The organism is Streptomyces sp. NPDC097595 (assembly GCF_044761525.1).
Lineage (GTDB): Bacteria > Actinomycetota > Actinomycetes > Streptomycetales > Streptomycetaceae > Streptomyces > Streptomyces drozdowiczii_A.
Genome location: NZ_JBIWCN010000012.1, coordinates 212,109 through 236,082, shown reverse-complemented (window position 1 = coordinate 236,082; position 23,974 = coordinate 212,109). Strand labels below are relative to the sequence as shown.

Genomic DNA, 23,974 nt, shown 5'->3' with positions numbered 1-23,974 from the left:
GCGGAAGCTCCGGTGCAGCACGAACCGCATCACCAACTTCGTGAAGGCCATCCTCGTCCTTCACCACGCGTCAGCGTGAGGTTGGAAAAGGCTCATTGCAGACGGAACACCCATAGGGGGAGGAAAGCTATGCGAAGAAGACGAATATTTACCACCGCTGTACTTGCCGCAGGAATCACGGCGGGATGCGGGAGCCCTTCTGCCCCAGAACAGAACAAAGTCGCCCTACCTGTCAGCGAGAGGCAGGCAGTCGAAGTCCTTCAGGAGTTGGCTGCCGCAGCCCCGGGTGCGAGCGGCCCCTCGTTCTGCAAGAAACTCTCGTACCAAGTCGAATCATGCATAGAGATCTGGAGGGAGGCGGCAGCTGACTGTCTCAAGCCAGGAGGTAAGCCTCATGTTGTCCGTTCGGCAGCTGTCAGAAATACACGCGCCTCGGACGGCGGTCGAGTCCTCGAAGTCGAAGGCAAGACTGCTTCCGGCCAACGTTATGTATCCGAGGTCTTCGTCACTGCGGCAGATGGGGCCCCCAAAGCATCCGTTGGCGTGTACTGGTCCGGCAACGGGCTAGGGGACTCGCCACTCGGAGGAGGCCACAAGATCGTCCCCAAGCCTGAATGCAAGGACGACGTAGCCGGGTAGAGCCAGCAGGCTTCTCACCGCGAGAAATGAGGCATCCCTCGCACAACTGCAAGGGGATGACGGAGGTAGCCGCAACGCTCGGGACATCGACTGGTACATGCCGTGGCCTCAATCATGAGCTGATCTCAGCCATTCCGGCGTTTCTGCCGGAATGGTCCGTGACGGTGTCACCAGAGCGCGAGTTGCGTTCTGGCGTCCTGTTGACGGTCTCCCATTTCTGTCCCAGCTCTGGGGCTGGGGATTATGCCACCTGCCCGCCCCTTCCCAGCCTGATGGCCGGTAAGGGTGGCGCGGGTCTTGCGGTTAGCTCCACGGGGCTTCGACCCCACTCTTGTGGTGGGGTCCAGGTCTCCGGCCACTCCGGTACCTGTACTGCTGGTGGCGCATGTGGTGTTGTGGGTTGCGAGGGCGAGCAGGTTGTGTCCGGCGTTTTCGTCCCGGTCCAGGACGAGCCCGCAGGCATCGCACTCGAAGACGCGCACGTGCAGGGGCAGTTTGGCTTTCACCGCACCGCAGCGTGAGCAAGTCTTCGAGGAGGGAAACCACCGGTCGGCCACGACCAGGCGTGTGCCGTGCCGGCGGGTCTTGTACGTGAGCTGGCGGCGGATCTCACCGAACGCGGCGTCCGCGATCCGGCGCGACGACCGCCGGTTACGGCCCATCCCCGCCACATTCAGATCCTCGATCACAAGGGTGCCGTACTCGGCGGTGAGCCGCGTCGTGAGCTTGTGGAGGGTGTCCTCGCGCAGGTTCGTCACCCGGTGATGGATCTTGTTGCGGGCCCGGTTCGCCTTCTCCCACCGCCGCGAGGGCTTCTGTCCGGTGCGCCGGTCGGGGCCTCGGCGGCGCGATACGACACGACTGGCACGGCGCAACTGTTCCTGTGCTTGGTCGAGGTGGCGGGGGTTGGGTACCTCGGTCACGGTTCCGTCGCTGTTGGCGAGGACGGCGAGGGTTTTGATGCCCAGGTCGATTCCGACCGCGGCATCCGGGCGCGCGACCCGCACCAGCTCGCTTTGCTGTTCGACCTGGAACGAGACGAACCAGCGCCCCCGGTCCAGACGCACGGTCGCGGACAGAATCCGCATCGTGCCTGAGTCGATACGGGCCCGCAGGTCGGGGCGGGGCTCATGAAGGCGGACCGTGCCAATTCTGGGCAGGGTGACGTGTCTGCCGTCCGCCTCGATACGGATCGTGCCGGTCGTGAACCGGCACGCCAGACGTGCTTTCCGTTTCGACTTGAAGCGGGGGACGCCTAACCGGGCCCCCTTGCGGCTGCCGTTCTTGGACTTCGCGTAGTTGTCGAAGGCGGCTGATGCGTTGGCGAGGCCGGTGTTATAGGACTCCTTCGAGTTCTCCTCCCACCACCCTGCGAAACGCGGATCGGTGCACTTGGCCTCGTTGAACGCCTTTCGCAACGACGGCAGCGACCACGACCGCCACGCAGTCAGCTCATCCTCGGCAATCCCGTACGAGGCTTCGGCAGCGCGCTGCCCCCACGCAGCGGTGACATGAGCGACCGCCCAGTTGTACGCGGCCCGCGCCCCACCCGCATGCGAATGCAACCGGGCCACCACCGCAGCTCCCGGATCCAGCGCCAACCTGTGTGCGCAGACGGCAAAGCCTGGCCGCGGGACGAACTTCTTCACACGCTCCCCCCACCAGAGCACTGATGGAAGCTTCCTAGCATCACCGCATCAGTATATTTGCAAAATGCCATGCAATTAATGGAACAAATTAGTACAGTTGTTTGCCTTCGGTGCGGGGGGTGCCCCTATCTCTTTGGTCAAGGTGGATGGGTGCTGGTTCAGGCGTCTGGAACGATGTGGCTGTGCATGCTGATGATCAGGTTGGCGAGGGTGTCTCTGCGGACCTCGCGGTGTTTTTGCGGAACGCAGGCGACAGCCGTCGGGTGAAGATCGTTCCTTCCGTCGGCGGGTGTGGCGGGCGCATGTTCTTCGTGCTCGTTGACGATGTCGAGGGCGGAGCGGAGCGGGTGTGCGTTGGTTGCGGCGGCCGCGCGTTCATCGCGGATAGCGAGGAGTTCTGGGAGGACGCGGATCCCGGCGAGGCCTGCTGCCCGTGCGGGAGCGAGGAGTTTGAAACCGCGGTCGCGTTCTCCCTCGCCGACGACGGATCGGTCCGCTGGGTGACCGTTGGGCTGCGGTGCCAGAAGGACGGTGCCTCAGGGGTCTATGCCGACTGGAAGATCGACTACGGCCCCACGGACCACCTCCTGACCATGGTCTAGGTCTGCGGAGCGACGGCCCGAACAGGCTGCGGTTCGTAGAAGGTGCCGTCGCGGAGCATCGCGAAGAGGACATCGGCCCGGCGTCGGGCGAGGCAGAGCAGAGCCTGCGTGTGGTGCTTCCCTTGGGCGATCTTTTTGTCGTAGTAGGCCCGCGATGCCGGGTCTCCCAGGGCGGCGAACGCGGAGAGGAAGAAGGCCCGTTTGAGCTGCTTGTTTCCTCTCCGGGAGGGCTGTTCGCCGCGGATCGACGACCCTGAACTGCGGGTCGCGGGGGCGAGGCCGGCGAAGGCGGCGAGGTGGCCGGCGGTGGGGAAGGTGCTGCCGTCGCCGACCTCGATCAGGATTCGTGCGCCGGTCCTGACGCCGATGCCCGGCATCGACGTCAGGACCTTCGAAAGAGGGTGGGCCTCCAGGAGTTTCTCGATCCGCCCGGCCAGGAGTTTGCGCTGGTCAAGGACGGCGGCCAGGGATCTGGCGAGGCTCGGGACGATCAGAGCGGCCGCGTCGGTGCCGGGCACCACCACGGTCTGTTCGTCCATCGCGGTGAAGATGTCCTCGACCAGACGCTCGGCCATCCGCGGCGCCTTCCGCCGCAGCAGCGTGACCAGCCGCCTTCGGCCCGCCTTGCGTATCTGTGCCGGTGACCCGAACCGCTCCAGCAGCGTGAGGACGGCAGGGTGCTGCAACCGTGGCCCCAGCACCCGTTCCAGAGACGGATGGATCTGAGTCAGCAGGCCGTGCAGGCGGTTCGCGACCCTGGTCGCCTCGCCAGCCAGATCGTCGTCGAACCCCACGATCATCTCCAGCTCGGCGATCGTCTCGTCCTCGCCGTCGATCGCCCGCAGCGTGTGGGGCATTGCGCGGGCCGCATCCGCGATGATGAACGCGTCCCTCGCGTCCGTCTTCGCCTCGCCCGGGCAGAGGTCGGCAATCCGCCGCATCGTCAGTCCGGGCAGGTAGGCGACCGGGCAGCCCATGTCCCGGGCGACCGCCAGCGGCAGCGCGCCGATCGAGGCCGGCTGGTCGACCACGACCAGCACCGTCCCGTGCTTGGCCTGGAGCTTCGTGAAGAGCTCGCGGAGCTTGGGCTCGGTGTTCGGCAGGCGCTTGTCGAACGCCTTCTTGCCGGCCGGGGTGACAGCGGTGGCGTGGTGTTCGCTCTTGCCGACGTCCAGGCCGAGGAAGACGTCGATGTCGCCGATGTCGATCACGTGCAGGCCCCTCCATCACGCTTTCGTCCGGCCTTGCCTCGGCACCGAGCTGCCACACCCACGTTACGGAGAGCTCTTCCGGCTCGGGTAAGCCGGTGCTCAAGCCTCTCATCAGCGGTCCGTCGATGCCTTCGGGCCCGGTGACACCACCCCCCGGATCATCAACCGCAACAGGGGGGAAGTCATGCCGGACCCGAAGGCCGGTAGCCCCATTGCGGAGCCACGAAGACGGTAACGGGGGGGGCGAACCGCGAAGCGGCAGCATCGATCTCGACATCTGGCGCAAACACCCCGCCCGTCAGACGGTGGTGAGGGCCTTGTCCGCTGAGCGAAGCGAACCAATGGCGCCCGCGCCATAAGCGTTACCGGCGGCGATCGCGGGGGCCCGCCTGGCGCGCATGTGCCGCGGTGGCTAACCGCCGGTCCTGGATGCCCCGCCCCTGAGGGCTACTTCAGGCCACCGAGCCGATGCGGCCGGCCGGGGGCAGCCCGCCGGGGTGGTGGATCGGAGTGTGCGCGCCGGTCAGCGGGGCGCCGCTGCCGCCGCGCCGGGCGGCGACGATCTCGGCGGCGATCGACAGGGCCGTCTCCTCGGGCGTACGGGCTCCGAGGTCCAGCCCGATCGGCGAGTGCAGGCGGGCCAGCTCCAGCTCGGTCACCCCGGCCTCGCGCAGCCGTTCGTTGCGCTGGAGGTGGGTGCGGCGGGAGCCCATCGCGCCGACGTACGCGACGGGCAGCTTGAGCGCCGCCTCCAGCAGGGGCACGTCGAACTTGGCGTCGTGCGTGAGGACGCACAGGACCGTGCGGGCGTCCACCGCGGTTCCGGCCAGATAGCGGTGCGGCCAGTCCACGACCAGCTCGTCGGCGTCCGGGAAGCGGGCCTTCGTCGCGAAGACGGGCCGCGCGTCGCACACCGTGACGTGGTAGCCGAGGAACTTGCCGGCCCGGACGAGGGCCGAGGCGAAGTCGATGGCCCCGAACACGATCATCCGGGGCGGCGGCACGCTGGACTCCACGAGCAGCGTGAGGGGCTGCCCGCAGCGCGAGCCGTCGGCGCCGATGGTGAGGGTGCCGGTGCGGCCCTGGTCCAGCAGGGCGCGGGTCTCGGCGACCGCGGTGCGGTCCAGCTCGGGGTGTCCGCCGAGCCCGCCCTCGTAACGGCCGTCGGGGTGCACCAGGAGCGGCCGGCCGAGGAGTTCGGCGGGCCCGTCGGTGATCCGGGCGACCGCCGCCGCCTCCCCCCGTACGGCGGCGGCGAGCGCGGCGGCGTACACCGGGCGGGCGGGGTCGTCCACCCGGACCGGGGTCACCAGGATGTCGATGACGCCGCCGCAGGTCAGGCCGACCGCGAAGGCGTCCTCGTCGCTGTAGCCGAAGCGTTCGAGGCGGGTCAGCCCGTCCTCCAGCGCCTCCTGGCACAGCTCGTACACGGCGCCCTCCACGCACCCGCCGGAGACCGAGCCGATCGCCGTGCCGTCGCGGTCGACGGCCAGCGCGGCCCCCGGCTGGCGGGGCGCGCTGCCGCCGACGGCGACGACGGTGGCCACGGCGAAATCGCGTCCCTGCCCGGCCCAGCGGTCGAGCTCCTCGGCGATGTCCAGCATCTCGGTCTCCTTGGCGGATGGGTGAAGGGGCGGGTCAGCTGACGCCGAGCCAGCTCTCGATCGGGTGCAGGGCGAAGTAGACGACGAAGATCACCGTCAGGCCCCACATGAACGCGCCGACCTCGCGGGCCCGGCCCTGGGCGGCCTTGATGGCGACGTACGAGATGACGCCCGCCGCCACACCGGTGGTGATGGTGTACGTGAACGGCATCAGGACCACCGTCAGGAACACCGGGATGGCCACGGAGCGGTCGCTCCAGTCCACGTGCCGGGCGTTCTGCATCATCATCGCCCCGATGACGACGAGAGCGGCGGAGGCCACCTCGGCGGGCACGATCGCGGTGAGCGGGGTGAAGAAGAGGCAGGCGGCGAAGAACAGGCCGGTGACGACGGAGGCGAGGCCGGTCCTGGCCCCCTCGCCGACGCCGGTCGCGGACTCCACGAAGACCGTCTGCCCGGAACCGCCGGCGACACCTCCGATGGCCCCGCCGGCGCCGTCGATGAACAGCGCCTTCGACAGGCCCGGCATGCGGCCCTTGTCGTCGGCGAGCCCGGCCTCCGTACCGACGCCGATGATGGTGGCCATCGCGTCGAAGAAGCCGGCGAGCACGAGGGTGAAGACGATGAAGCCGACGGTCATCGCGCCGACGTCGCCCCAGCCGCCGAAGTCGACGTCGCCGAAGAGCGAGAAGTCCGGTGAGGAGACCGCGGAGCCCTTGAGCTCCGGCGGGCCGCTGCTCCAGATCTTCGGGTCGACGTCCGCGACCTTGTTGATCACGAAGGCGACCACGGTGCCGACGACGATGCCGATGAGGATCGCGCCGGGGATGTTGCGGGCCTGGAGCATGAAGATCAGCAGCAGGGTGACCGCGAAGACGAGGACGGGCCAGCCGGCGAGTTCACCGGCCGGACCGAGGGTCACCGGGGTGGCGGTGCCCTTGCCGACGAAACCGGCCTTGTAGAGCCCGATCAGGGCGATGAACAGGCCGATGCCCATGGTGATGCCGTGCTTCAGCGGGAGCGGGATCGCGTTCATGATCAGCTCGCGCAGACCGGTGACCACCAGGAGGCAGATCACCACGCCGTACATCACGCACATGCCCATGGCCTGCGGCCAGGTCATTTCGGGGGCGACCTGCGAGGACAGGACACCGGAGACGCTGAGGCCCGCGGCGAGCGCGAGCGGGACCTTGCCGACGAAGCCCATGAGCAGGGTGGTCACGGCCGCCGCGAGCGCGGTGGCGGTGATCAGGGCGGGCTGGCTGAGCAGATTGCCGTCGACGTCCTTGCCGCCGAGGATCAGCGGGTTGAGCAGAAGGATGTACGCCATGGCCATGAAGGTCGTGACACCGCCGCGCACTTCCCGGGCCACGGTCGAACCGCGGTCGGATATGTGGAAGTACCGGTCGAGCCACGATCTGCCGGCGGGAACGCGCGAGCCGGGGCCCGCGTCCTCCGCACCGGTCTTCGGCTGCACTGACTGCTGGGTCATGATGCCTGACTCCCAAGGTTCACAGGGGCACCCGCGATGAAGAATCAAGATGCGGGATTTGGGATGACTGCGCTGGCGGCACGACCCGGGGGACGGCCCGAGACGAACTGTTCATGCAGGAGGGAACGGAACGGGTGGTGCTGTTCCGGTGCGGGGGGGTTCGGGGGCCGCGAGCGGGGCGGGACCCTGGGCCTCCGGGCGGTGCGGGCCGGGAAGTGTGACGTTCGCCGGTGGCGCGCACCGCCCGGAGAGCGGTGGGGGCGGAGCCCCGGTCAGACGCCGGTGAGGTGTTCGGGCCGCACCGGCGTCCGGTCGAGCTCCAGACCCGTCGCGTTCCGGATCGCCGCGAGGACGGCCGGGGTGGACGACAGGGTCGGGGCCTCGCCGATGCCGCGCAGCCCGTACGGGGCGTGGTCGTCGGCGAGTTCGAGCACGTCGACCGGGATGGTCGGCGTGTCGAGGATGGTGGGGAGGAGGTAGTCCGTGAAGGAGGGGTTGCGTACCTTCGCGGTCACCGGGTCGACGATGATCTCCTCCATGACGGCGATGCCCATCCCCTGGATGGTGCCGCCCTGGATCTGGCCGACGACCGACAGCGGGTTGAGCGCCTTGCCGACGTCCTGGGCGCAGGCCAGTTCGATGACCTTGACCAGGCCGAGCTCGGTGTCGACCTCGACCACCGCGCGGTGCGCGGCGAAGGAGTACTGGACGTGGCCGTTGCCCTGTCCGGTGCGCAGGTCGAACGCCTCGGTGGGCCGGTGGCGCCACTCCAGCTCGACGTCGATCGCCTCGTCCTCCAGGACGTCCGCGATGTCCGCCAGCACCTCGCCGCCGTCGGTGACGACCTTGCCGCCCTCCAGGAGGAGTTCGGCGGTGGCCCAGGCGGGGTGGTAGGTGCCGAGCTTGCGGCGGCCGAGCTCCAGGAGCTGTTCGCGGACGGCCTCGCAGGAGTTCTTGACCGCGCCGCCGGTGACGTACGTCTGACGGGACGCGGAGGTCGATCCGGCGGAGCCCACCTGGGTGTCGGCGGGGTGGATGGTGACCTGGGAGACGCCGAGTTCGGTACGGGCGATCTGGGCGTGGACCGTGACGCCGCCCTGCCCGACCTCGGCCATGGCGGTGTGGACGGTCGCGACGGGTTCGCCGCCGATGACCTCCATGCGGACCCGGGCGGTGGAGTAGTCGTCGAAGCCCTCGGAGAAGCCGACGTTCTTCAGGCCGACCGCGTAGCCGATGCCGCGTACGACGCCCTCGCCGTGGGTGGTGTTGGACAGGCCGCCGGGCAGGGCGCGGACGTCGGCCTGCTCGCCGGCGCTCTCCCACTGGCGCTCGGGCGGCAGCGGCATGGCCTTGACGCGGCGCAGCAGTTCGGCGACCGGGGCGGGCGAGTCGACCGCCTGTCCGGTCGGCAGCAGGGTGCCCTGCTCCATGGCGTTGAGCTGGCGGAACTCGACCGGGTCCATGTCCAGCTGGGCGGCCAGCTTGTCCATCTGCGCCTCGTAGGCGAAGCACGCCTGGACGGCGCCGAAGCCGCGCATGGCGCCGCACGGGGGGTTGTTGGTGTAGAGCGCGATGGCCTCGATGTCGACGTCCTCGATGACGTACGGGCCGACGGCCAGCGAGGAGGCGTTGCCGACGACGGCCGGGGACGCGGAGGCGTAGGCGCCGCCGTCCAGGACGATGCGGCACTTCATGTGGGTGAGCTTGCCGTCGCGGGTGGCGCCGTGCTCGTAGTGGAGGCGGGCCGGGTGGCGGTGGACGTGCCCGAAGAAGGACTCGAAGCGGTTGTAGACGATCTTCACGGGCTTGCCGGTGCGCAGGGCGAGCAGGCAGGCGTGGATCTGCATCGACAGGTCCTCGCGTCCGCCGAAGGCGCCGCCGACGCCGGAGAGCGTCATGCGGACCTTGTCCTCGGGCAGGCCGAGGACGGGCGCGATCTGGCGCAGGTCGGAGTGGAGCCACTGGGTCGCCACGTACAGGTCGACACCGCCGTCCTCGGCGGGTACGGCGAGGCCGGACTCGGGGCCCAGGAACGCCTGGTCCTGCATGCCGAAGTAGTAGTCGCCCTTGACGATGACATCGGCCCGGGCCTCGGCCGCCGCCGCGTCGCCCCGGACGATCGGCTGGCGGTGGACGATGTTGGGGTGCGGCACATGGCCGATGTGGTGGTCGTCGCGGCCCTCGTGGATGAGGGGGGCGCCGGGTGCGGTCGCGGACGCCTCGTCGGTGACGACGGGCAGCTCGCGGTAGTCGATCCGGATCTTCGCGGCGGCGCGGCGGGCCGTCTCCGGGTGGTCGGCGGCGACGAGCGCGACGGGCTCGCCGTGGTGGCGGACCCGGCCGTGGGCGAGGACGGGGGTGTCCTGGATCTCCAGGCCGTAGTTCTTCATCGCGGCGGGCAGGTCGTCGTAGGTGAGGACCGCGTAGACGCCGGAGGTGGCCAGCGCCTCGGAGACGTCGATGGAGACGATCTCGGCGTGCGCGACGGTGGAGCGCAGGGTGTGGCCCCAGAGCATGTCCTCGTGCCACATGTCCGAGGAGTACGCGAACTCGCCGGTGACCTTCAGGATGCCGTCGGGGCGCAGCGTGGACTCGCCGATGCCGCCCTTGGTGCGGCTGCCCTGGTTGATGTTGGTGGGGGAACCGGTAACGCCCATGGCTCAGACCGTCTCTTCCGCGCGGGCGGCCGCCAGGCGGACCGCGTCGAGGATCTTCTCGTAGCCGGTGCAGCGGCAGAGGTTGCCGGAGAGCGCCTCGCGGATGTCCGCGTCGGACGGCTGCGGGGTGCGCTCCAGGAGCTCGTCGGCCGCGACCAGGAGGCCGGGGGTGCAGAAGCCGCACTGGACGGCTCCGGCGTCGATGAACGCCTGCTGGATCGGGGAGAGCTCCCCGGTGTCGCGGGTCTCGTCGCCCGCGGCGGGCTCGGCCTGCCAGCGCTTGGCCCGGTCCAGCGAGGTGCCGCAGGCGCCGGAGGCGCAGCCGGTGCCGGGGTGGGCCTCGGCGCGGTGGGCGGCGAAGTCGGCCAGACCTTCTACGGTGACGACGTCGCGGCCCTCGACCTGGCCGGCGGCGACCAGGCAGGAGCAGACGGGGACGCCGTCGAGGCGGACCGTGCAGGAGCCGCACTCGCCCTGCTCGCAGGCGTTCTTGGAGCCGGGCAGGCCCATGCGCTCGCGCAGGACGTAGAGGAGGGATTCGCCCTCCCAGACGTCGTCGGCCTCGTGGCGGCGGCCGTTGACCGTGAAATTGACGCGCATGATCAGGCGGCTCCTTCGGTGCTGCGGCCGTTGCCGCGGTATGACTCCCAGGCCCAGCCGAGGGTGCGGCGGGCCATGATGCCGACGGCGTGGCGGCGGTAGCTCGCGGTGCCGCGCACGTCGTCGATCGGGTTGCAGGCGCCGGCGGCGAGCGTGGCGAACTGCTGGGCGACGGACGGCGTGATGATCGTGCGGCTGTCCCAGAACCCGCCCTCCTCAAGGGCGGCGTTCAGGAATTCCTCGGCCGCCTTCGCCCGGACGGGTGTCGGGGCGGCCGATCCGATGCCGGTGCGGACCGTGCGGGTCTCGGGGTGCAGGGCGAGGCCGAAGGCGCAGACGGCGATGACCATCGCGTTGCGGGTGCCGACCTTGGAGTACTGCTGGGGCCCGTCGGCCTTCTTGATGTGCACGGCCCGGATCAGCTCGTCCGGTTCGAGGGCGTTGCGCTTGACGCCGGTGTAGAAGGCGTCGATGGGGATCATCCGGGTGCCGCGTACGGACTCGGCCTCCACCTCGGCGCCGGCCGCGAGGAGGGCGGGGTGGGCGTCACCGGCCGGGGACGCGGTGCCGAGGTTGCCGCCGACACCGCCCCGGTTGCGGATCTGCGGCGATGCGACGGTGTGCGAGGCGAGCGCGAGACCGGGCAGCTCGGCCCGCAGGTGCTCCATGATCTGGCTGTACGGGACCGAGGCGCCGAGCCGTACGCTCTCCTGGCCCACCTCCCACTCGGTGAGCTCACCGATGCGGTTGAGGTCCAGGAGGTATTCGGGGCGCCGGTGGTCGAAGTTGATCTCGACCATCACATCGGTGCCCCCGGCGATGGGCACAGCCGTCGGGTGCTCGGCCTTGGCGGCGAGCGCCTCCTCCCAGCTTGCGGGGCGAAGGAAGTCCATGGTGGCTCTCTTCTTCTCAATCGTGTCTTCACGCTGGGCTGGGTGACGGCCGGCCCTCGAACTTGTTCATGTCTTGTTCACGCGGTGTGTGGCCCAGTACACAAGCCCTGCTCCACCTGGTGCAGTCACCGAACCCATGAAGCGGTTGGCCGGTCTCCGCTCATGTCTTGTAGATTCGAACGAATGGCGGGGCTCAGCAGCCTCACCGCAACACCCAGACTTCACCCGTACCAACGAGAGAGATCGGCGGCGACCCGATGCGGCTGCGCGCACTGCTGGAGAACGACGCGCTGGGCCTGCGGCTGCTCGGCGGCGACGACGAGCTGGACCGGTCGGTCCGCGGGGTGATGACGACCGACCTGCGCGACCCGAGCCGCTACCTCACCGGCGGCGAACTGGTCCTGACCGGTCTGGCCTGGCGCCGGGACGCGGCGGACTCGGAGCCGTTCGTGCGCATCCTGGCGGGCGCCGGGGTGGCCGGTCTCGCGGCGGGCGAGGCGGAGCTCGGCGACATCCCGGACGATCTCGTCGAGGCGTGCCGCCACCACCGGCTGCCCCTGTTCGCGGTCCACGAGACGGTCGCGTTCGCAACGATCACCGAGTACGTGGTGCGCCAGGTGTCCGGCGAGCGGGCGGGCGATCTGGCCGCCGTGGTGGACCGCCACCGCCGGCTGATGACCTCGGGCCCGACCGGCGGCGGCCCCGAGGTGGTCCTCGATCTCCTGGGCTCCGACCTGGACCTCCACGCCTGGGTGCTCTCCCCCACCGGGCGGCAGATCGCGGGCGCGGGCGCCCCGCTGCCCGCCGCCGCCGGGGCCGAGCTGGCCGGGCTGCATCTGGCCGCCGTCCGCTCGGGCCGCCGCGCCCCGCACCGGGCCGCCCTCGGCGGTACGACGTATTCGCTCTTCCCGATCCGGAACAACGGCCGGGGCGGCGCGGTGCCGCCCGCCCGCGACGTCCGGGAGTCGGTGCTCTCCGACTGGCTGCTCGCCGTGGAGGCCGACGCGGGCGACTGGCCGGCCGCGCGGCTCGACCTCCTCCAGGGCGTCACCCAGCTGATCGCCGTCGAGCGCGACCGCCGCGACGCGGCCCGCACGGTGCGCCGCCGGCTCGCCCAGGAGGTCCTGGAGCTGGTCCAGGCGGGCGCCGCGCCCGCCGAGATCGCGGCCAGGCTGCGCGTGGCGACGCCGGTCCTGCTCCCCGGCCTCGGCACCGCGCCGCACTGGCAGGTCGTGGTGGCCCGGGTCGAGTGGGACGAGGACGGCGCCTCCTCGGTCCGGGGCGGCCCGGTCGCCCAGGCGCTGCTGGAGGAGATCCTGGTCGACCCGGCGGTGACCGGGCCCGATTCGGCGGACCGGATCGCCGTCGCCCACACGGGTGACGAGGCGATCGCGCTGGTGCCGCTGCCCGCCGCCCCGGAGCGGGCGGACGGCGAGGCGGCCGAAGGGGCTCCCGACGGCGGCACGGAGGACCAGGACCCCGCCCTGCACGCCGACGCGCTGCTCGCCGCCGTGCGCGCCCCGCTCTCGGCGGGGCTCGGGGACGACGGCCGCCTGACACTCGGTGTCAGCGCCTCGGTGCACTCGGCGGAGGGGCTGCGCGGCGCCCTTGAGGAGGCCCGGCACGCGCGCCGGGTGGCGGCGGCCCGGCCCGGCCGGGTCTGCGCGGCCGGTCACCACGAGCTGGCCTCGCACGTGCTGCTGCTGCCGTTCGTCCCGGACGACGTGCGGCGGGCGTTCACCGCGCGGCTGCTGGACCCGCTGCGCGAGTACGACCGGCGCCACCGCGCGGAGCTCATCCCGACCCTGGAGGCGTTCCTGGACTGCGACGGTTCGTGGACCCGCTGCGCGGCCCGGCTGCATCTGCACGTCAACACGCTGCGCTACCGGGTCGGGCGAATCGAGCAGTTGACGGGGCGTGATCTGGCGCGCCTGGAGGACAAGCTCGATTTCTTCCTGGCCCTGCGGATGAGCTGAAATCCCGGGCCGGGCAAGGGCCCGGGGGATGTCCGGCCCCGCGCCGCCGATTGTGAAAAGTTTCACCTGACATTGCCTCGACCTCTTGGCCCGGCGTGCCATTCCGTGCTGTGATGCGGCCCATACTCAACAGCTCGACGGCGCGCTCGGGGAGGGCAATGTGGCGCATACCGCCATGTCTGGTTCCGGAACGACAGCAGATGACGATCCTCCGCTCCAGACCGCGGTATGGCGGCTGCGCTCACGCGCCTGCTGGACGGACGCCGCGGCCCTGCTGGAACACGACGCCGCCACCGACCCGGCCGCGGCCCTCCAGCGGACGGCCCTGCTGACCGAGCGGTGCCTGTACACCGGGCAGGGCTGGACGGACGCCGAGGACGCCCTGCGCACCGCCGAGGCCATGGCCCACGACGACGAGGAACGCGGCGCGGCCGCCTGCGAGCGCGGCTACCTCGCGTACGCCTCGACCCTCCTCGGCGTACGGGACCGGGCCGACGAGGCCCGGGTGGCGCTGGGCCGGGCCGCCGCGCTGCTCTCCCCCGTCGCCCAGGGCCGGCCGCTGCTCGACTTCCGGCGCGGCCTGATCGCGCAGAACATCGCGAACTCCCCGCAGGCCGCCCGGGCCGCGTACCGCAGGGCCCACGCCGGTGCCACCGCGCAGGGCGACGCGCTGCTGCTCTCGTCGACCTGGCGCCATCTGGCCCTGATCGCGCTGCGCGAGGGCGAGCTGGCGGAGGCCCGGCACGGTTTCGCGGAGTCGCTGCGGATAAGGGAGGAGCTGGGCTACCTGGTCGGTACGGCCCCGGCCCTCATCGCGCTGGCCGACGCCGAGCCCGAACCGGAGGCGGCGACCCGGCTGCGCGCCGAGGCGGCCCGCCTCTTCCGGCTGCTGGGCGGCGTCCCGACCTGGCTGGGCCCGCATCTGGACCAGCCCCCGCCGGAGACGGTCGAGGCGAACTGAGCGCGGGCGCCGGCCCGTCCCCGTACGCACCAGGGCTTACGGGGGTCAGCCGTCGGCGCCCGCGAAGTGTTCGCGCACCAGCGACTGGACGACCGCCACGTCCTGGGCGATCAGGGCGTCGAGCAGCGCGGTGTGCTCGGAGGCGTCGGCCAGCAGGTCGGCGCGCCGGGTGACCGGGTTGTCCACCAGGGGCCACTGGGAGCGGCGGTGCAGGTCGTCGGCGACGGCGACCAGGCTGTGGTTCCCGGCGAGGCCGAGCACCGCGCCGTGGAAGGCCCGGTCCGCGTCGGCGTAGCTCGCCCGGTCGCCGACGGCCGCCGCGGCCACGGTGGCGTCGGCCAGCGGGCGCAGCGCGCACCAGCGGGCGGGCGGGACGGTGCGGGCGAGCCGCAGCATGACGGGGACCTCGATCAGGGCGCGGACCTCGGCCAGCTCCGCCAGCTCGCGCGGTCCGCGCTCGGCGACCCGGAAGCCCCGGTTCGGCACGACCTCCACGGCGCCCTCGGTGGCCAGCCGCTGCATCGCCTCGCGCACCGGGGTGGCCGAGACGCCGAAGCGGGCGCCGAGAGCGGGCGCCGAGTAGACCTGGCCGGGGACCAGCTCGCCGTCGACCAGGGCGGTGCGCAGGGCCTCCAGGATCTGGCCGCGCACGGAGTGCCGGCGCACCTGGACGCGGGGGGCCTCGTGCGGGTGCTCCCCGTGGGTGTGCTCACCGCGGGCCTGCTCGGGCACCCGGACGACCGGGACAGCGCCGTACGGGGGACGCACGTCCTCGCGCGCTCCGCCCTGCTCCACGGGGACCTCCTCGGCCGGTCACGGGCGCGCTCGCGCGTCGGGCGCCCTGAGTGCACGATAGGCGCAAGGGCCCCCAGTTCAAACATCGATCCGGCAGGGTAAGGTAAGGCTTACCTGCTGACGATCGTGAATCGGTGGTCCCCGTATGACCATGCCCGCCCTGCTCCCCGCAGTGACGGCCTCGCCCGTGGCCGACGCCTACGCGCGCCTGACCGAGGTCTTCCCCGGGGTGCGCGCCGAGATCCTCGCCGAGGGCGAGAGCGCCCCCGGCGGCCCCGGCTGGGTGGGCGCGCACGAGCTGGCGGCCGGCGGCGAGGCGCTGGACACGTTCCTCGCCTTCGACGACGAGCAGGTCCGGCGGGACTACGGGCAGGAGGGCCGGCCCGATGTGATCGCCAGCTTCGGTCTGCACCGGTACGCGTGGCCGGCCTGTCTGCTGGTGACCGTTCCGTGGTTCCTGCACCGCCGGGTGCCCCGCGTTCCGGTCGAGGACGTCTCGTTCCAGCGGGCGCTGGGCCATCTGACGCTGCGGGTGCGGGAGTTCGCCTGCCTGCCCGACGACCCGGCGGCGGGGCTGCCGGGGGCCCGGGTGGTGGCCGACGAGGCCGCGCTGCGGGCCGAGGTGCTGGACGCGGTGACCGAACACCTGGGCCCGGTGCTCGACGGCTTCCGTCCGCGCATGCGGCGCGGCAAGCGGGCCCTGTGGGGGATGGCGACCGACGAGATCGTCGAGGGCCTCTGGTACGTCGCCCATCTGCTGGGCGAGGAGCAGCGCGCCATGACGGAGCTGGAGGCGCTGCTGCCGGGCACCACGAAGCCGTACGTCGGCACCGCGGGCTTCCGCGAGCTGACCGGGCCGAACGGGGAGTCGCTGCCGACCCGGGACCGGGCGAGCTGCTGCCTGTTCTACACGCTGCGCCCCGAGGACACCTGCGTCACGTGCCCGCGTACGTGCGACGAGGAGCGCGTCCGCAAGCTGACGCCCGCCCCCTGATCCGTACGCCGTTCCACACCGCCCGGACGAGTGGCACGTATTCGAACGTCATGCGCACACCGCTGAAGGGCGTTCGACCAGAACGTCCATATCGACGGCCTCCTGCACCCCATTGGCGTTCTCTTGCCCCGAAACGGCCTGGACGTGCGGGAGTTTCCGCCACGATGGCGTCCGAAACGCCCTACGTGACGCAAGGGACCGCGCATGAGACTGACCGACATATCGCTTGACTGGCTGCTTCCGGGCGCCGTGCTGCTCGTGGGGGTCATGGCGGCGGTGGCGGTGGTCGCGCGCGGAAGGCGCGCCTCGGACACAGCCTCGGCCGACGACAGCTGGGAACGCAGCGAGGAGCGGCGCAGACGCAAGGAAGCGCTGTACGCCACCGCTTCGTACGTGCTGCTGTTCTGCTGCGCGGCGGTCGCCGCCGCACTCTCCTTCCACGGGCTCGTCGGCTTCGGCGAGCAGAACCTCGGCCTTTCCGACGGCTGGGAGTACCTGGTGCCCTTCGGCCTGGACGGGGCGGCGATGTTCTGCTCGGTCCTCGCCGTACGGGAGGCCAGCCACGGGGACGCGGCGCTCGGCTCGCGCCTCCTGGTGTGGACCTTCGCCGGTGCCGCCGCCTGGTTCAACTGGGTGCACGCGCCGCGCGGCATCAACCACGCGGGTGCCCCGCACTTCTTCGCGGGCATGTCGCTCTCGGCCGCCGTGCTGTTCGACCGCGCGCTGAAGCAGACCCGCCGGGCCGCGCTGCGCGAGCAGGGCCTCGTGCCCCGCCCGCTGCCGCAGATCCGGATCGTGCGCTGGCTGCGCGCGCCCCGGGAGACCTTCGGCGCCTGGTCGCTGATGCTCCTCGAAGGCGTACGCACGCTGGACGAGGCGGTCGACGAGGTACGCGAGGACCGCAGGGAGAAAGAGCAGAACCGTCTCCGCAGAAGAGACCAGGAGAAGCTGGACCGGGCGCACATCAAGGCCCTGAACCGGCAGAACCGGGCCTGGGGCCGGCTCGGACGGGGTGGCCCCCCGGCCGAGGTGGCCGCACTGGCCCCGGCGACGGGCTCCGCGCAGTCCGTCGCGGAGCCCGCCATATCCGAGCCGGGTCAGCTGCCCCTGCGACCCCGGCCATCCCTGCAAGCCGTGAACCACTCGAAATCGGCGAGCGTCCCTGAACTGGGCGCGAGCGAATCGGCCCCGGTCGATCCGCTCGCCGACGACGACACCCAGGCCCTGCCCCGGCTCGATTCGCTGGAGCAGAAACTCAAGGACCTGGAGCAGCAGTTCGGCTGACGCGGGACAGCGGTTGCGGGCGAACGGCCCTGACCGTCCGGAAGGACGGTCAGGGCCGTTCGCCGTCCAGTTCGAACCAGACCACCTTGCCCAGCGAGCGAGGGCTGATCCCCCAGGAGTCGGCCAGGCTCTCCACCAGGATCAGCCCCCTGCCGTGCGTACCGTCGTCGGCGGGCGGTACGTGCGGCTCGGGGTCCATTCCGGGGACGAAGTCCCGCACCTCCACGCGCAGCCGGCGGGGTGCGACGCTCACGGCGACGACCGCGCCGTCGTCCGTGTGCACCAGGGCGTTGGTCACCAGCTCACTGAGCAGCAGTTCGGCGACCTGCGCCGGTTCCTCTTTCCACCGGTAGCGCAGTAACTCCCTGACCGCGCCCCGGACTTCTCCCACGGCTGCCAGATCGGCCCGGTCCACCCTGCGATGCATCCGGGTCTCTTCGTGACGCTCCACCGTTTCCCCCGCCCACACGACCATTCGCCCCCTGTCTCGAAGGTGCTCACGCAATGCATGCCCCGCCTACCGGCTGTCACGCTTGCGGAGCCCTTCGGACCGGAGTGAATCGTGCGGGGCTCAGGCGCGCTTGTAGTAATACTTGGTGCCACTGAGGTAGTAATCGATGCCGCTGCCGTTGATGTCGAAGTAGGACGCGGCGATCGTCGGGTAGCAATAAGGAACGTTGGGACCCGTGACCGTGGCCGTCCCGATGTTGAGGCGCTTGCCCCCGTTGGAGGTGGACGTCACCTTCGCCTCGTACGGGCATTGGTTGAACAGGTAGTCGCTCAGCTTCACCACGCCCGCCTTGGAGATGGTGATGGTGCTCGGCTGGCCCATCGGGTACATCCCACCGTCCTTCCAGGTGCCGGCGAACGACGCCGGGACCGTGGAGCCGCCCCCGCCCGAGCCGCCGGTGGAGGAGCCGCCCGAGGTGCTGGTGGAACCCCCGCCGCCGGATGTGCTTGTGGAGCCTCCCTTGCTGCCGCCTCCCGAGCTGCCCCCGCTGGTCGTGGTGGTGGACGAACCGCCGCCGCCCGTGGAGGACGAACCGCCCGAGGACGAGCCGCTTCCCGTGGAGCCCGAGCCGCCGCCCGAACTTCCGGTGTTCCGGCCGTCCTTGCCCGGCTGCCCGTCCTTGCCGTCCTTCCCGTCCTTGCCGGTCTCCGCCTTCTTTTTCTTCTTGCTGGGCGACGCCTTCGGGCTCCTGCCGCCCGCCGGGGACGCGCTGCCGGCCGGCGAGGGCTCCGGGGCGGTCGGGCCGGTGGAGGTGGCGGCCGGGGGCGCGGCGTGCGCGTCGCCCCCGTCGTGGCTGAACGGCTGGAGCATGACCAGCGTGCCGCCCCCGCCGCCGAGGACGACCACCAGCGGCACGGTGACCAGCCAGGGGCGGCGGCGCTTCGGCTTCTCCTTCTCCGCCGTCTTCGGGCCCTCCACCGCCGCCGCCACCTCGGGCGCCGACCGGAGGTCGACCGTCGGGCGGTCCCCCTCCTGCCGCAGCGGCGCCGCCTCCGCGTCGAGCAACTGCGCGGACTGGCGGGCCAGATGACTCACGACGGCGGCCGGCAGCCACGAGGAGGCGGCGGGCTCCGCCGCGCGCTCCGGCTCGGCCAGCAGCTCGTCCACCGAGGGCCTGTCCTCGATCGGCTTGACCAGCAGCCGGGCGATCAGCGCCTTGAGATCCGCGTCCCGGACCCGCTTGAGCTCGGGCTCGGCCTCCGCGATCCGGTACATGATCGCGTGCTGGTTGCTCGCCCCGTGCCCGAAGGGGAGGGTGCCGGTCGCCGCGTACGTCAGCACACAGCCGAGGGTGAAGACGTCGCTCTTGGGGACCGCGCTCTCCCCGCGCACCTGCTCCGGGGCCATGAAACCGGGTGTGCCGAGCACCATGTTGGTACTGGTGAGCAGGGACTCGATGGCGGTCCCGACGGCGCGGGCGATCCCGAAGTCGATGACCTTGGGCCCCGCCATCGTGAGCATCACGTTGGACGGCTTGAGATCGCGGTGGACGATGCCCGCCGCGTGGATGTCCTTCAGCGCGTGCAGCAGCCCCGTGGCGAGCGCCGTCACCGAGGCGGCGGGCAGCGCGCCGTGGCCCCGCACCACCTGTTCCAGGGAGAGCCCGGGCACGTAACCCGTGGCCACCCAGGGGAATTCGGCGTCCGGTGCCGCGTCCAGGACGGGCGCGGTCCAGCGCTCGCCGACGCGCCGTGCAGCCTCGACCTCGCGCCGGAAGCGGCCCCTGAACTGCGGGTCCGCGACGTGCTCCGCATGCACCACCTTGACCGCGACCGTGCGGCCGCCGTCCGAGCGGGCGAGGTAGACCCGGCCCATGCCGCCGGCGCCGAGGCGGCCCAGCAGCAGATACGGACCGACGCGCACCGGGTCCGTCGGTGTCAGCGGTTTGATGCCTCCGTCGAGGTAGTCCTCGTTGTCCGCGTGGTCGTTGTTGTTCACGCCCGTCTCCTGAAATCCCCGTGTACGGCCGCGACTTGGCGCGGCAAGCGTTCAGTGTGAGGCAAAGGGGGCACCAATTGGAACAACTTCTGGAAACAATTCCGGAATATTCTTCTACGCTGTCCCCGGAGGGCATCATGAGGAGCCAGAGACTCCGGAAGCGGGGGCGTACAGATGAGTCCGAAGCAGCAGCGCGGGGAGGCCACGGCCGCCCAGGTGCTCGACACCGCCCTGGAGCTGTACGCGGCCCAGGGCGAGGCCGGCCTCACCCTCAACGCGATCACCTCGGCCAGCGGCGTGAGCGCGGGCAGCATCTACCACCACTTCGGCAGCCTCCAGGGTGTGGTCCTCGCTCTCGCGCAGTCCTGGCTGGGCCGCCTCCTCGGCGAGGTGGTCGGGGCGCTGCAACAGGTCACGGACGCGCGCGGCGGGGTGCGGGCGCTGACGGAGACGTATCTCCGCTTCATCCAGGAACATCCGGACGCGGCCCGGCTCATGCACTCGGTCACCGCCGACCGTGAGGCCATCACCAACGCGCGCCAGCTCCGGGGCGCCCAGGAGGCACGGATCGCCCCGCTCGCCGCCTGGCTCCACGGCCACCAGGAGTCGGGCGAGCTGGTCGCGCTGCCGATTCCCGTCCTGGAGTCGCTGATCCTGGGGCCGGTGACGAGCATCGCGCGGCGCTGGCTCGCGGTGGGCGACATCGACATCGAAGAGGCCATCCGGACCGTCCCGTATCACATCTGGCGTTCCGTCAGCCCCTGACCAGGCGACGGACTTCCGTTCGAGCGCCGCACGGCCGTGGCACTGCAGCGGCCCCCGGAGCCCGATGTGTTCCCTCTCCACGGTTAACTCTCGAAGAATTCACCCGAGTTGGCGTTGACGGGCCGCTGTCTACGCGCGTCATCATGGAGCATGCGAATCCCCCCACGGATCACCACGCTCGGCGGCGCTGCCGCCCTCCTGTCCGCCCTCATCGTCGGCGGCCCGGTCACCGCGACCGCCTCGGCGACGGCCGCTTCGGTCGGCAGCGTCTGCTACTCGGACCTGCCGTCCCAGGCCCACGACACCCTGGACCTCATCGACTCCGGCGGCCCCTTCCCGTACGACCAGGACGGCACCGTCTTCCAGAACCGCGAGGGCGTGCTGCCGTCGCAGAGCACCGGCTATTACCACGAGTACACCGTCATCACCCCTGGCTCCTCGACGCGTGGCGCGCGGCGCATCGTCACGGGTGAGGAGAGCCAGGAGGACTACTACACCGCCGACCACTACGAGACGTTCGACCTGGTGGACCACGGCTGCTGACCCCTGCCCGTAGGGTCGTCCCCATGACCGTGACCTATGTGATCGAGGGTTCCCGGATCACCGGCCTGGACAGCTTCTGGTCCGTCGTCGGTGAGGCGGTGAACGGCCCGGGTGGCTACTTCGGCCGCAATCTCGACGCCTTCGCGGACTGTCTCGGCGGTGGCATGGGAACGCCGGACGACGGGGACTTCGTCTTCGAGTGGCGCGATCACACCGTTTCCGCAAGGGCGTTGGGGCATCCGGAGACGGCCCGCCGGCTGGAGCGACTGGCCGCCCGCGCCCATGAGAGCAACCGCAGCCGCCTGCGCGAGGAGTCTGCGCAGGCGGCTGCGGGGCGCGGTCCGACCCTCTTCGACCGGCTGGTGGAGATCATCCGGGACCGGGCGGGGCCGGACGCGCTGCGGTTGCTCTGAGGGCGTGCCCGGTCAGTAGCGCGTCGCCACGCTCACCTGCCCGAAGTCCTGCACGCCGTACAGGCTGATGTAGTGGGCCCCGGCGGCCGGGTGGTCGACGGTGAGGGTGTGCGCGTTGCCGCTGCCGATGGCCTTGGCGGTGTACGAACCGGTGGTCGCCCAGCCGTTGGCGCTGTAGTAGAGGTCGGCGTCACCGGTGCCGCCGCTGGTGGTGATGGTCAGCCGTTCAGTGCCGGCGGGTATGTAGAGGTACAGGTAGGCGTAGTTGCCCCGGGTGGCGTGCTGTCCGGAGCGGGCGCAGCCCTGGCCGAGTTCGCGGGCGTCGGTGCCGGTGCACTGGGTGGTGGGATCGGTCGGCGGGTTGGTGGTGCTGCCGCAGCTGCCCGCCGCGCAGGCCGTGAGCCAGGCCGCCCAGTCGGTGTCGTAACGGCTGCCGATGGTGGAGGTGAGCAGGGTGCGGGCGCCGTTCCAGTCACCGGCGCGGTAGAGGCCGAGGAGCTTGTCCAGGTCGGCGCGGTGCGACTGGAGCATGTAACGGACGGCCAGGTAGCCCCAGTTGTAGATGCGGGTCTGGTCGGCGTTCTCGTAGGTGGTGTCGAAGAGGGTGCGCAGGGTGTAGGTGTGCGCGGCGGCCTGGGTGAGGGCGTCGTCGTAGGTGACCTCGCGGTACGAGTAGGAGACGTACTCCGCGAAGCCCTCGATCCACCACACGGTCGGGGTGGTGACTCCGGCGTCGAAGTCGCCCGCCATGTCGAACCGGCCGTCGAGGTAGTGGGTGTACTCGTGGTTGAGGTTCCAGATCTGGAAGTCGGGCCGGACCCACTCGGCCTCGTACGCGATGAACCTCGGCTGGTTGCCGGCCGCCAAGGGGTCGCCCTCCAGGTACATCCCGCCGTTGTTGGTGTCGATGCCGTAGATGGCGCCGGCGTAGGTCTGGTAGTCGGTGCTGGAGTCGAAGACGACGACCTCGATGGTGGTGTTGCGGTCCCCGGCGACGGGCCCGTTGTCCCTGGCCACCTGATGGAAGTAGGCGTCCTGGCCGCGCAGGCTGGTGCACGCCTTGGTCAGGTCGTCCGAGGACATCTGCTGGGCCAGGATGCGGATGCTGTCGCTGCAGGTGTACGAGGTGGGCAGGACGGCGCTCTTGAGGCGGGCGGCCAGGTCGCAGGTGCCGTACGCGGAGCAGTTCGCGTCGTCGTAGAAGGCGGCCATCTCGGCGAGGCCGACCCAGAGCGGCGCGGTGGGCCCGGTGATCGAGGAGCGGCCGAGGAGGTCGATGACCAGCGGCCTCGCCGTGGGCCTGAGCGTGTCCTCCTGGAGGAAGCGGGCCAGCTCGCGGCCCGCGTTTGAGGTCAGGTAGGACTGGTCGGTGCCGAGCAGGTCCAGATGGTCGCGGGCGAATCCGGCGAGCGCGTCGAGCAGGCTCGGATCGGCCTCCACGGCGCTGACGAACGCGGGCAGTTGGTGGCCCCGGAAGGTCACGGTGAAGACGTTGTTGACCGCGTTGAGCATGTACCACGAGCTGTTGTACGTGGAGTCGTAGCCGGCCAGCAGCCGCTTCACGACCGACAGGTAGCGGGCGTTCTGCTCGGCGCTGTCGATGAGGATGACGGCCTCGGCCAGGGTCTCGCCGTTGGCGTCAGTGACGTCGCGGGAGTGCGCCGAGGCGAAGAAGGCGTCCAGGCCGCCCTGGATGGCGGTGCGCAGGGCGGTGCCGTAGGAGCCCACGGTGCCGGGGTCGTAGTACTGCACGTAGTACCCGGCCCGCAGATAGAGCACCAGTTGGGGCATGCCGGTGCTGCTGTCGCCGGGGTAGGCGGCCGAGCCGTCGCGCAGGGCGTTCGCCACGGTGACCATCTGGGCCTCGCGGAAGGCGAGGTAGCCGTCGTTGCCCTTCACGGAGAAGAGGGTGTTGACGCAGTCGGTGGTGGACGCCTTGATCCGCTGGACGAGCGCGCTGCCGGTGCGGCTGGTGAAGTCGCTCACGGAGCATGCGGCCGCCCGTGCGAGGTACTTCGCCTTCATGGAGGGGGCCGGGTGGCTCGGCTCGGTGGCGCGCGGGTCGTCGTAGTCGCGCCGCAGCGCGTCCTTGGAGGCGCTGAGCGGGGCCCGGTCCTCAGGACTGACGGCCGTCTCGCCCAGGTGGGCCGGGTCCTGGGCGGGCGCGGTGGCGGCCTGCGCGGCGGGGCCGCCGGGCTCGGGCGACGGCTCCCCGGTCGTCCGGTGCGCGGTGGCACCCGCGGTGGCCGGGGTGGAGGGCCGGGGCTCGGCGGCCGGGGCCGGTGCGGCGAGCATGCCGATGCCCAGGCATGCCGCCAGGGCCGCGGTGGTGAGTCCGGTGACTCTCTGTCGGACCGTGCGTTTCTTCACGTGCCGCCTCCCAGCGGTGTGAGGGCCGCGCGCCGTTGCGCGGCCGTGGGGGATGGCGCGCGGGTGAGGCCGGACGG

At 71.0% G+C, this 23,974-nt stretch carries 19 protein-coding genes; 8 read left to right on the top strand and 11 right to left on the bottom strand.

All coding sequences use genetic code 11. The annotated features are described in order from the left end of the window. Positions 1–806: 806 nt before the first annotated feature. The gene (tnpB, locus tag ACIQZN_RS20595) at positions 807–2,288 is read right to left on the bottom strand and encodes an IS607 family element RNA-guided endonuclease TnpB (RefSeq protein WP_403995632.1); all 1,482 of its coding nucleotides are present in this window, start codon (positions 2,286–2,288) and stop codon (positions 807–809) included. A 182-nt stretch (positions 2,289–2,470) separates the two neighbouring features. Here tnpB and ACIQZN_RS20590 point away from each other — a divergent pair, with 182 nt between their 5' ends. Next, positions 2,471–2,890, top strand: coding sequence for a hypothetical protein (locus ACIQZN_RS20590; RefSeq protein WP_403995629.1), 420 nt, complete (start codon positions 2,471–2,473; stop codon positions 2,888–2,890). Here the strand turns inward: ACIQZN_RS20590 and ACIQZN_RS20585 are convergent. The 6 genes from ACIQZN_RS20585 to ACIQZN_RS20560 all read right to left on the bottom strand — a co-directional run bounded on the left by ACIQZN_RS20585 (position 2,887) and on the right by ACIQZN_RS20560 (position 11,347). Next, on the bottom strand, positions 2,887–4,101 hold the full coding sequence (locus ACIQZN_RS20585) for an IS110 family transposase (RefSeq protein WP_403995626.1): 1,215 nt from the start codon (positions 4,099–4,101) through the stop codon (positions 2,887–2,889). The genes ACIQZN_RS20590 and ACIQZN_RS20585 overlap by 4 nt on opposite strands. Positions 4,102–4,553: 452 nt before the next feature. After that, positions 4,554–5,705, bottom strand: a complete 1,152-nt coding sequence (locus tag ACIQZN_RS20580; RefSeq protein WP_333734983.1) for an XdhC/CoxI family protein — start codon at positions 5,703–5,705, stop codon at positions 4,554–4,556. Positions 5,706–5,739: 34 nt separating this feature from the next. Next, positions 5,740–7,197: an NCS2 family permease gene (locus tag ACIQZN_RS20575; RefSeq protein WP_020207247.1), complete on the bottom strand. Its 1,458-nt coding sequence runs from the start codon at positions 7,195–7,197 to the stop codon at positions 5,740–5,742. Between the two features lie 272 nt (positions 7,198–7,469). Beyond that, positions 7,470–9,854, bottom strand: a complete 2,385-nt coding sequence (locus ACIQZN_RS20570; protein ID WP_403995622.1) for a xanthine dehydrogenase family protein molybdopterin-binding subunit — start codon at positions 9,852–9,854, stop codon at positions 7,470–7,472. Positions 9,855–9,857: 3 nt separating this feature from the next. Beyond that, the gene (locus ACIQZN_RS20565; protein WP_403995619.1) at positions 9,858–10,454 is read right to left on the bottom strand and encodes a (2Fe-2S)-binding protein; all 597 of its coding nucleotides are present in this window, start codon (positions 10,452–10,454) and stop codon (positions 9,858–9,860) included. A gap of 2 nt (positions 10,455–10,456) precedes the next feature. Next, a complete protein-coding gene (locus ACIQZN_RS20560; protein WP_403995616.1) occupies positions 10,457–11,347 on the bottom strand; it encodes an FAD binding domain-containing protein in 891 nt (296 codons plus the stop codon). Positions 11,348–11,604: 257 nt separating this feature from the next. Between ACIQZN_RS20560 and ACIQZN_RS20555 the strand changes: the two genes are divergently transcribed. Next, the gene (locus tag ACIQZN_RS20555) at positions 11,605–13,323 is read left to right on the top strand and encodes a PucR family transcriptional regulator (protein WP_403995613.1); all 1,719 of its coding nucleotides are present in this window, start codon (positions 11,605–11,607) and stop codon (positions 13,321–13,323) included. Positions 13,324–13,498: 175 nt separating this feature from the next. Next, positions 13,499–14,284 (top strand): hypothetical protein, encoded by a 786-nt coding sequence (locus ACIQZN_RS20550; protein ID WP_403995610.1) that lies wholly within the window; start codon positions 13,499–13,501, stop codon positions 14,282–14,284. A gap of 45 nt (positions 14,285–14,329) precedes the next feature. On the opposite strand, the gene ACIQZN_RS20545 is transcribed toward ACIQZN_RS20550, so the two are convergent. After that, positions 14,330–15,079, bottom strand: a complete 750-nt coding sequence (locus ACIQZN_RS20545) for a GntR family transcriptional regulator (RefSeq protein WP_403995607.1) — start codon at positions 15,077–15,079, stop codon at positions 14,330–14,332. A 145-nt stretch (positions 15,080–15,224) separates the two neighbouring features. Between ACIQZN_RS20545 and ACIQZN_RS20540 the strand changes: the two genes are divergently transcribed. Together ACIQZN_RS20540 and ACIQZN_RS20535 are read left to right on the top strand one after the other, a co-directional pair. Continuing rightward, positions 15,225–16,073: a (2Fe-2S)-binding protein gene (locus ACIQZN_RS20540; RefSeq protein ID WP_403995604.1), complete on the top strand. Its 849-nt coding sequence runs from the start codon at positions 15,225–15,227 to the stop codon at positions 16,071–16,073. 204 nt (positions 16,074–16,277) lie between these two features. After that, the gene (locus tag ACIQZN_RS20535) at positions 16,278–17,357 is read left to right on the top strand and encodes a DUF2637 domain-containing protein (protein WP_403995601.1); all 1,080 of its coding nucleotides are present in this window, start codon (positions 16,278–16,280) and stop codon (positions 17,355–17,357) included. Positions 17,358–17,406: 49 nt separating this feature from the next. Here the strand turns inward: ACIQZN_RS20535 and ACIQZN_RS20530 are convergent, their stop codons facing one another. Together ACIQZN_RS20530 and ACIQZN_RS20525 are read right to left on the bottom strand one after the other, a co-directional pair. After that, on the bottom strand, positions 17,407–17,772 hold the full coding sequence (locus tag ACIQZN_RS20530; protein ID WP_328904513.1) for an ATP-binding protein: 366 nt from the start codon (positions 17,770–17,772) through the stop codon (positions 17,407–17,409). 156 nt (positions 17,773–17,928) lie between these two features. Then, complete coding sequence (locus ACIQZN_RS20525) at positions 17,929–19,806, bottom strand: serine/threonine-protein kinase (protein ID WP_403995598.1); 1,878 nt, start codon at positions 19,804–19,806, stop codon at positions 17,929–17,931. Positions 19,807–19,980: 174 nt separating this feature from the next. On the opposite strand from ACIQZN_RS20525, the gene ACIQZN_RS20520 reads away from it, so the two are divergent. The 3 genes from ACIQZN_RS20520 to ACIQZN_RS20510 all read left to right on the top strand — a co-directional run bounded on the left by ACIQZN_RS20520 (position 19,981) and on the right by ACIQZN_RS20510 (position 21,527). Next, positions 19,981–20,571, top strand: coding sequence for a TetR/AcrR family transcriptional regulator (locus tag ACIQZN_RS20520; RefSeq protein WP_403995595.1), 591 nt, complete (start codon positions 19,981–19,983; stop codon positions 20,569–20,571). A gap of 150 nt (positions 20,572–20,721) precedes the next feature. After that, positions 20,722–21,114, top strand: coding sequence for a ribonuclease domain-containing protein (locus tag ACIQZN_RS20515; protein ID WP_403995592.1), 393 nt, complete (start codon positions 20,722–20,724; stop codon positions 21,112–21,114). A 23-nt stretch (positions 21,115–21,137) separates the two neighbouring features. After that, the gene (locus tag ACIQZN_RS20510; protein WP_403995589.1) at positions 21,138–21,527 is read left to right on the top strand and encodes a barstar family protein; all 390 of its coding nucleotides are present in this window, start codon (positions 21,138–21,140) and stop codon (positions 21,525–21,527) included. A gap of 12 nt (positions 21,528–21,539) precedes the next feature. Here ACIQZN_RS20510 and ACIQZN_RS20505 read toward each other — a convergent pair whose 3' ends face one another. Continuing rightward, positions 21,540–23,897 carry a M9 family metallopeptidase gene (locus ACIQZN_RS20505; RefSeq protein ID WP_403995586.1) on the bottom strand — a complete coding sequence of 786 codons (2,358 nt, stop codon included), beginning with the start codon at positions 23,895–23,897 and terminating at the stop codon, positions 21,540–21,542. Positions 23,898–23,974 lie beyond the last annotated feature (77 nt).

Bases quoted from the DNA above. Each gene is read 5' to 3' on its own strand.
- ACIQZN_RS20580 (WP_333734983.1), bottom strand. From the start codon at position 5,705: ATGCTGGACATCGCCGAGGAGCTCGACCGCTGGGCCGGGCAGGGACGC.
- ACIQZN_RS20575 (WP_020207247.1), bottom strand. From the start codon at position 7,197: ATGACCCAGCAGTCAGTGCAGCCGAAGACCGGTGCGGAGGACGCGGGC.
- ACIQZN_RS20570 (WP_403995622.1), bottom strand. From the start codon at position 9,854: ATGGGCGTTACCGGTTCCCCCACCAACATCAACCAGGGCAGCCGCACC.
- ACIQZN_RS20565 (WP_403995619.1), bottom strand. From the start codon at position 10,454: ATGCGCGTCAATTTCACGGTCAACGGCCGCCGCCACGAGGCCGACGAC.
- ACIQZN_RS20560 (WP_403995616.1), bottom strand. From the start codon at position 11,347: ATGGACTTCCTTCGCCCCGCAAGCTGGGAGGAGGCGCTCGCCGCCAAG.
- ACIQZN_RS20555 (WP_403995613.1), top strand. From the start codon at position 11,605: ATGCGGCTGCGCGCACTGCTGGAGAACGACGCGCTGGGCCTGCGGCTG.
- ACIQZN_RS20550 (WP_403995610.1), top strand. From the start codon at position 13,499: ATGTCTGGTTCCGGAACGACAGCAGATGACGATCCTCCGCTCCAGACC.
- ACIQZN_RS20540 (WP_403995604.1), top strand. From the start codon at position 15,225: ATGACCATGCCCGCCCTGCTCCCCGCAGTGACGGCCTCGCCCGTGGCC.
- ACIQZN_RS20535 (WP_403995601.1), top strand. From the start codon at position 16,278: ATGAGACTGACCGACATATCGCTTGACTGGCTGCTTCCGGGCGCCGTG.
- ACIQZN_RS20520 (WP_403995595.1), top strand. From the start codon at position 19,981: ATGAGTCCGAAGCAGCAGCGCGGGGAGGCCACGGCCGCCCAGGTGCTC.
- ACIQZN_RS20515 (WP_403995592.1), top strand. From the start codon at position 20,722: ATGCGAATCCCCCCACGGATCACCACGCTCGGCGGCGCTGCCGCCCTC.
- ACIQZN_RS20510 (WP_403995589.1), top strand. From the start codon at position 21,138: ATGACCGTGACCTATGTGATCGAGGGTTCCCGGATCACCGGCCTGGAC.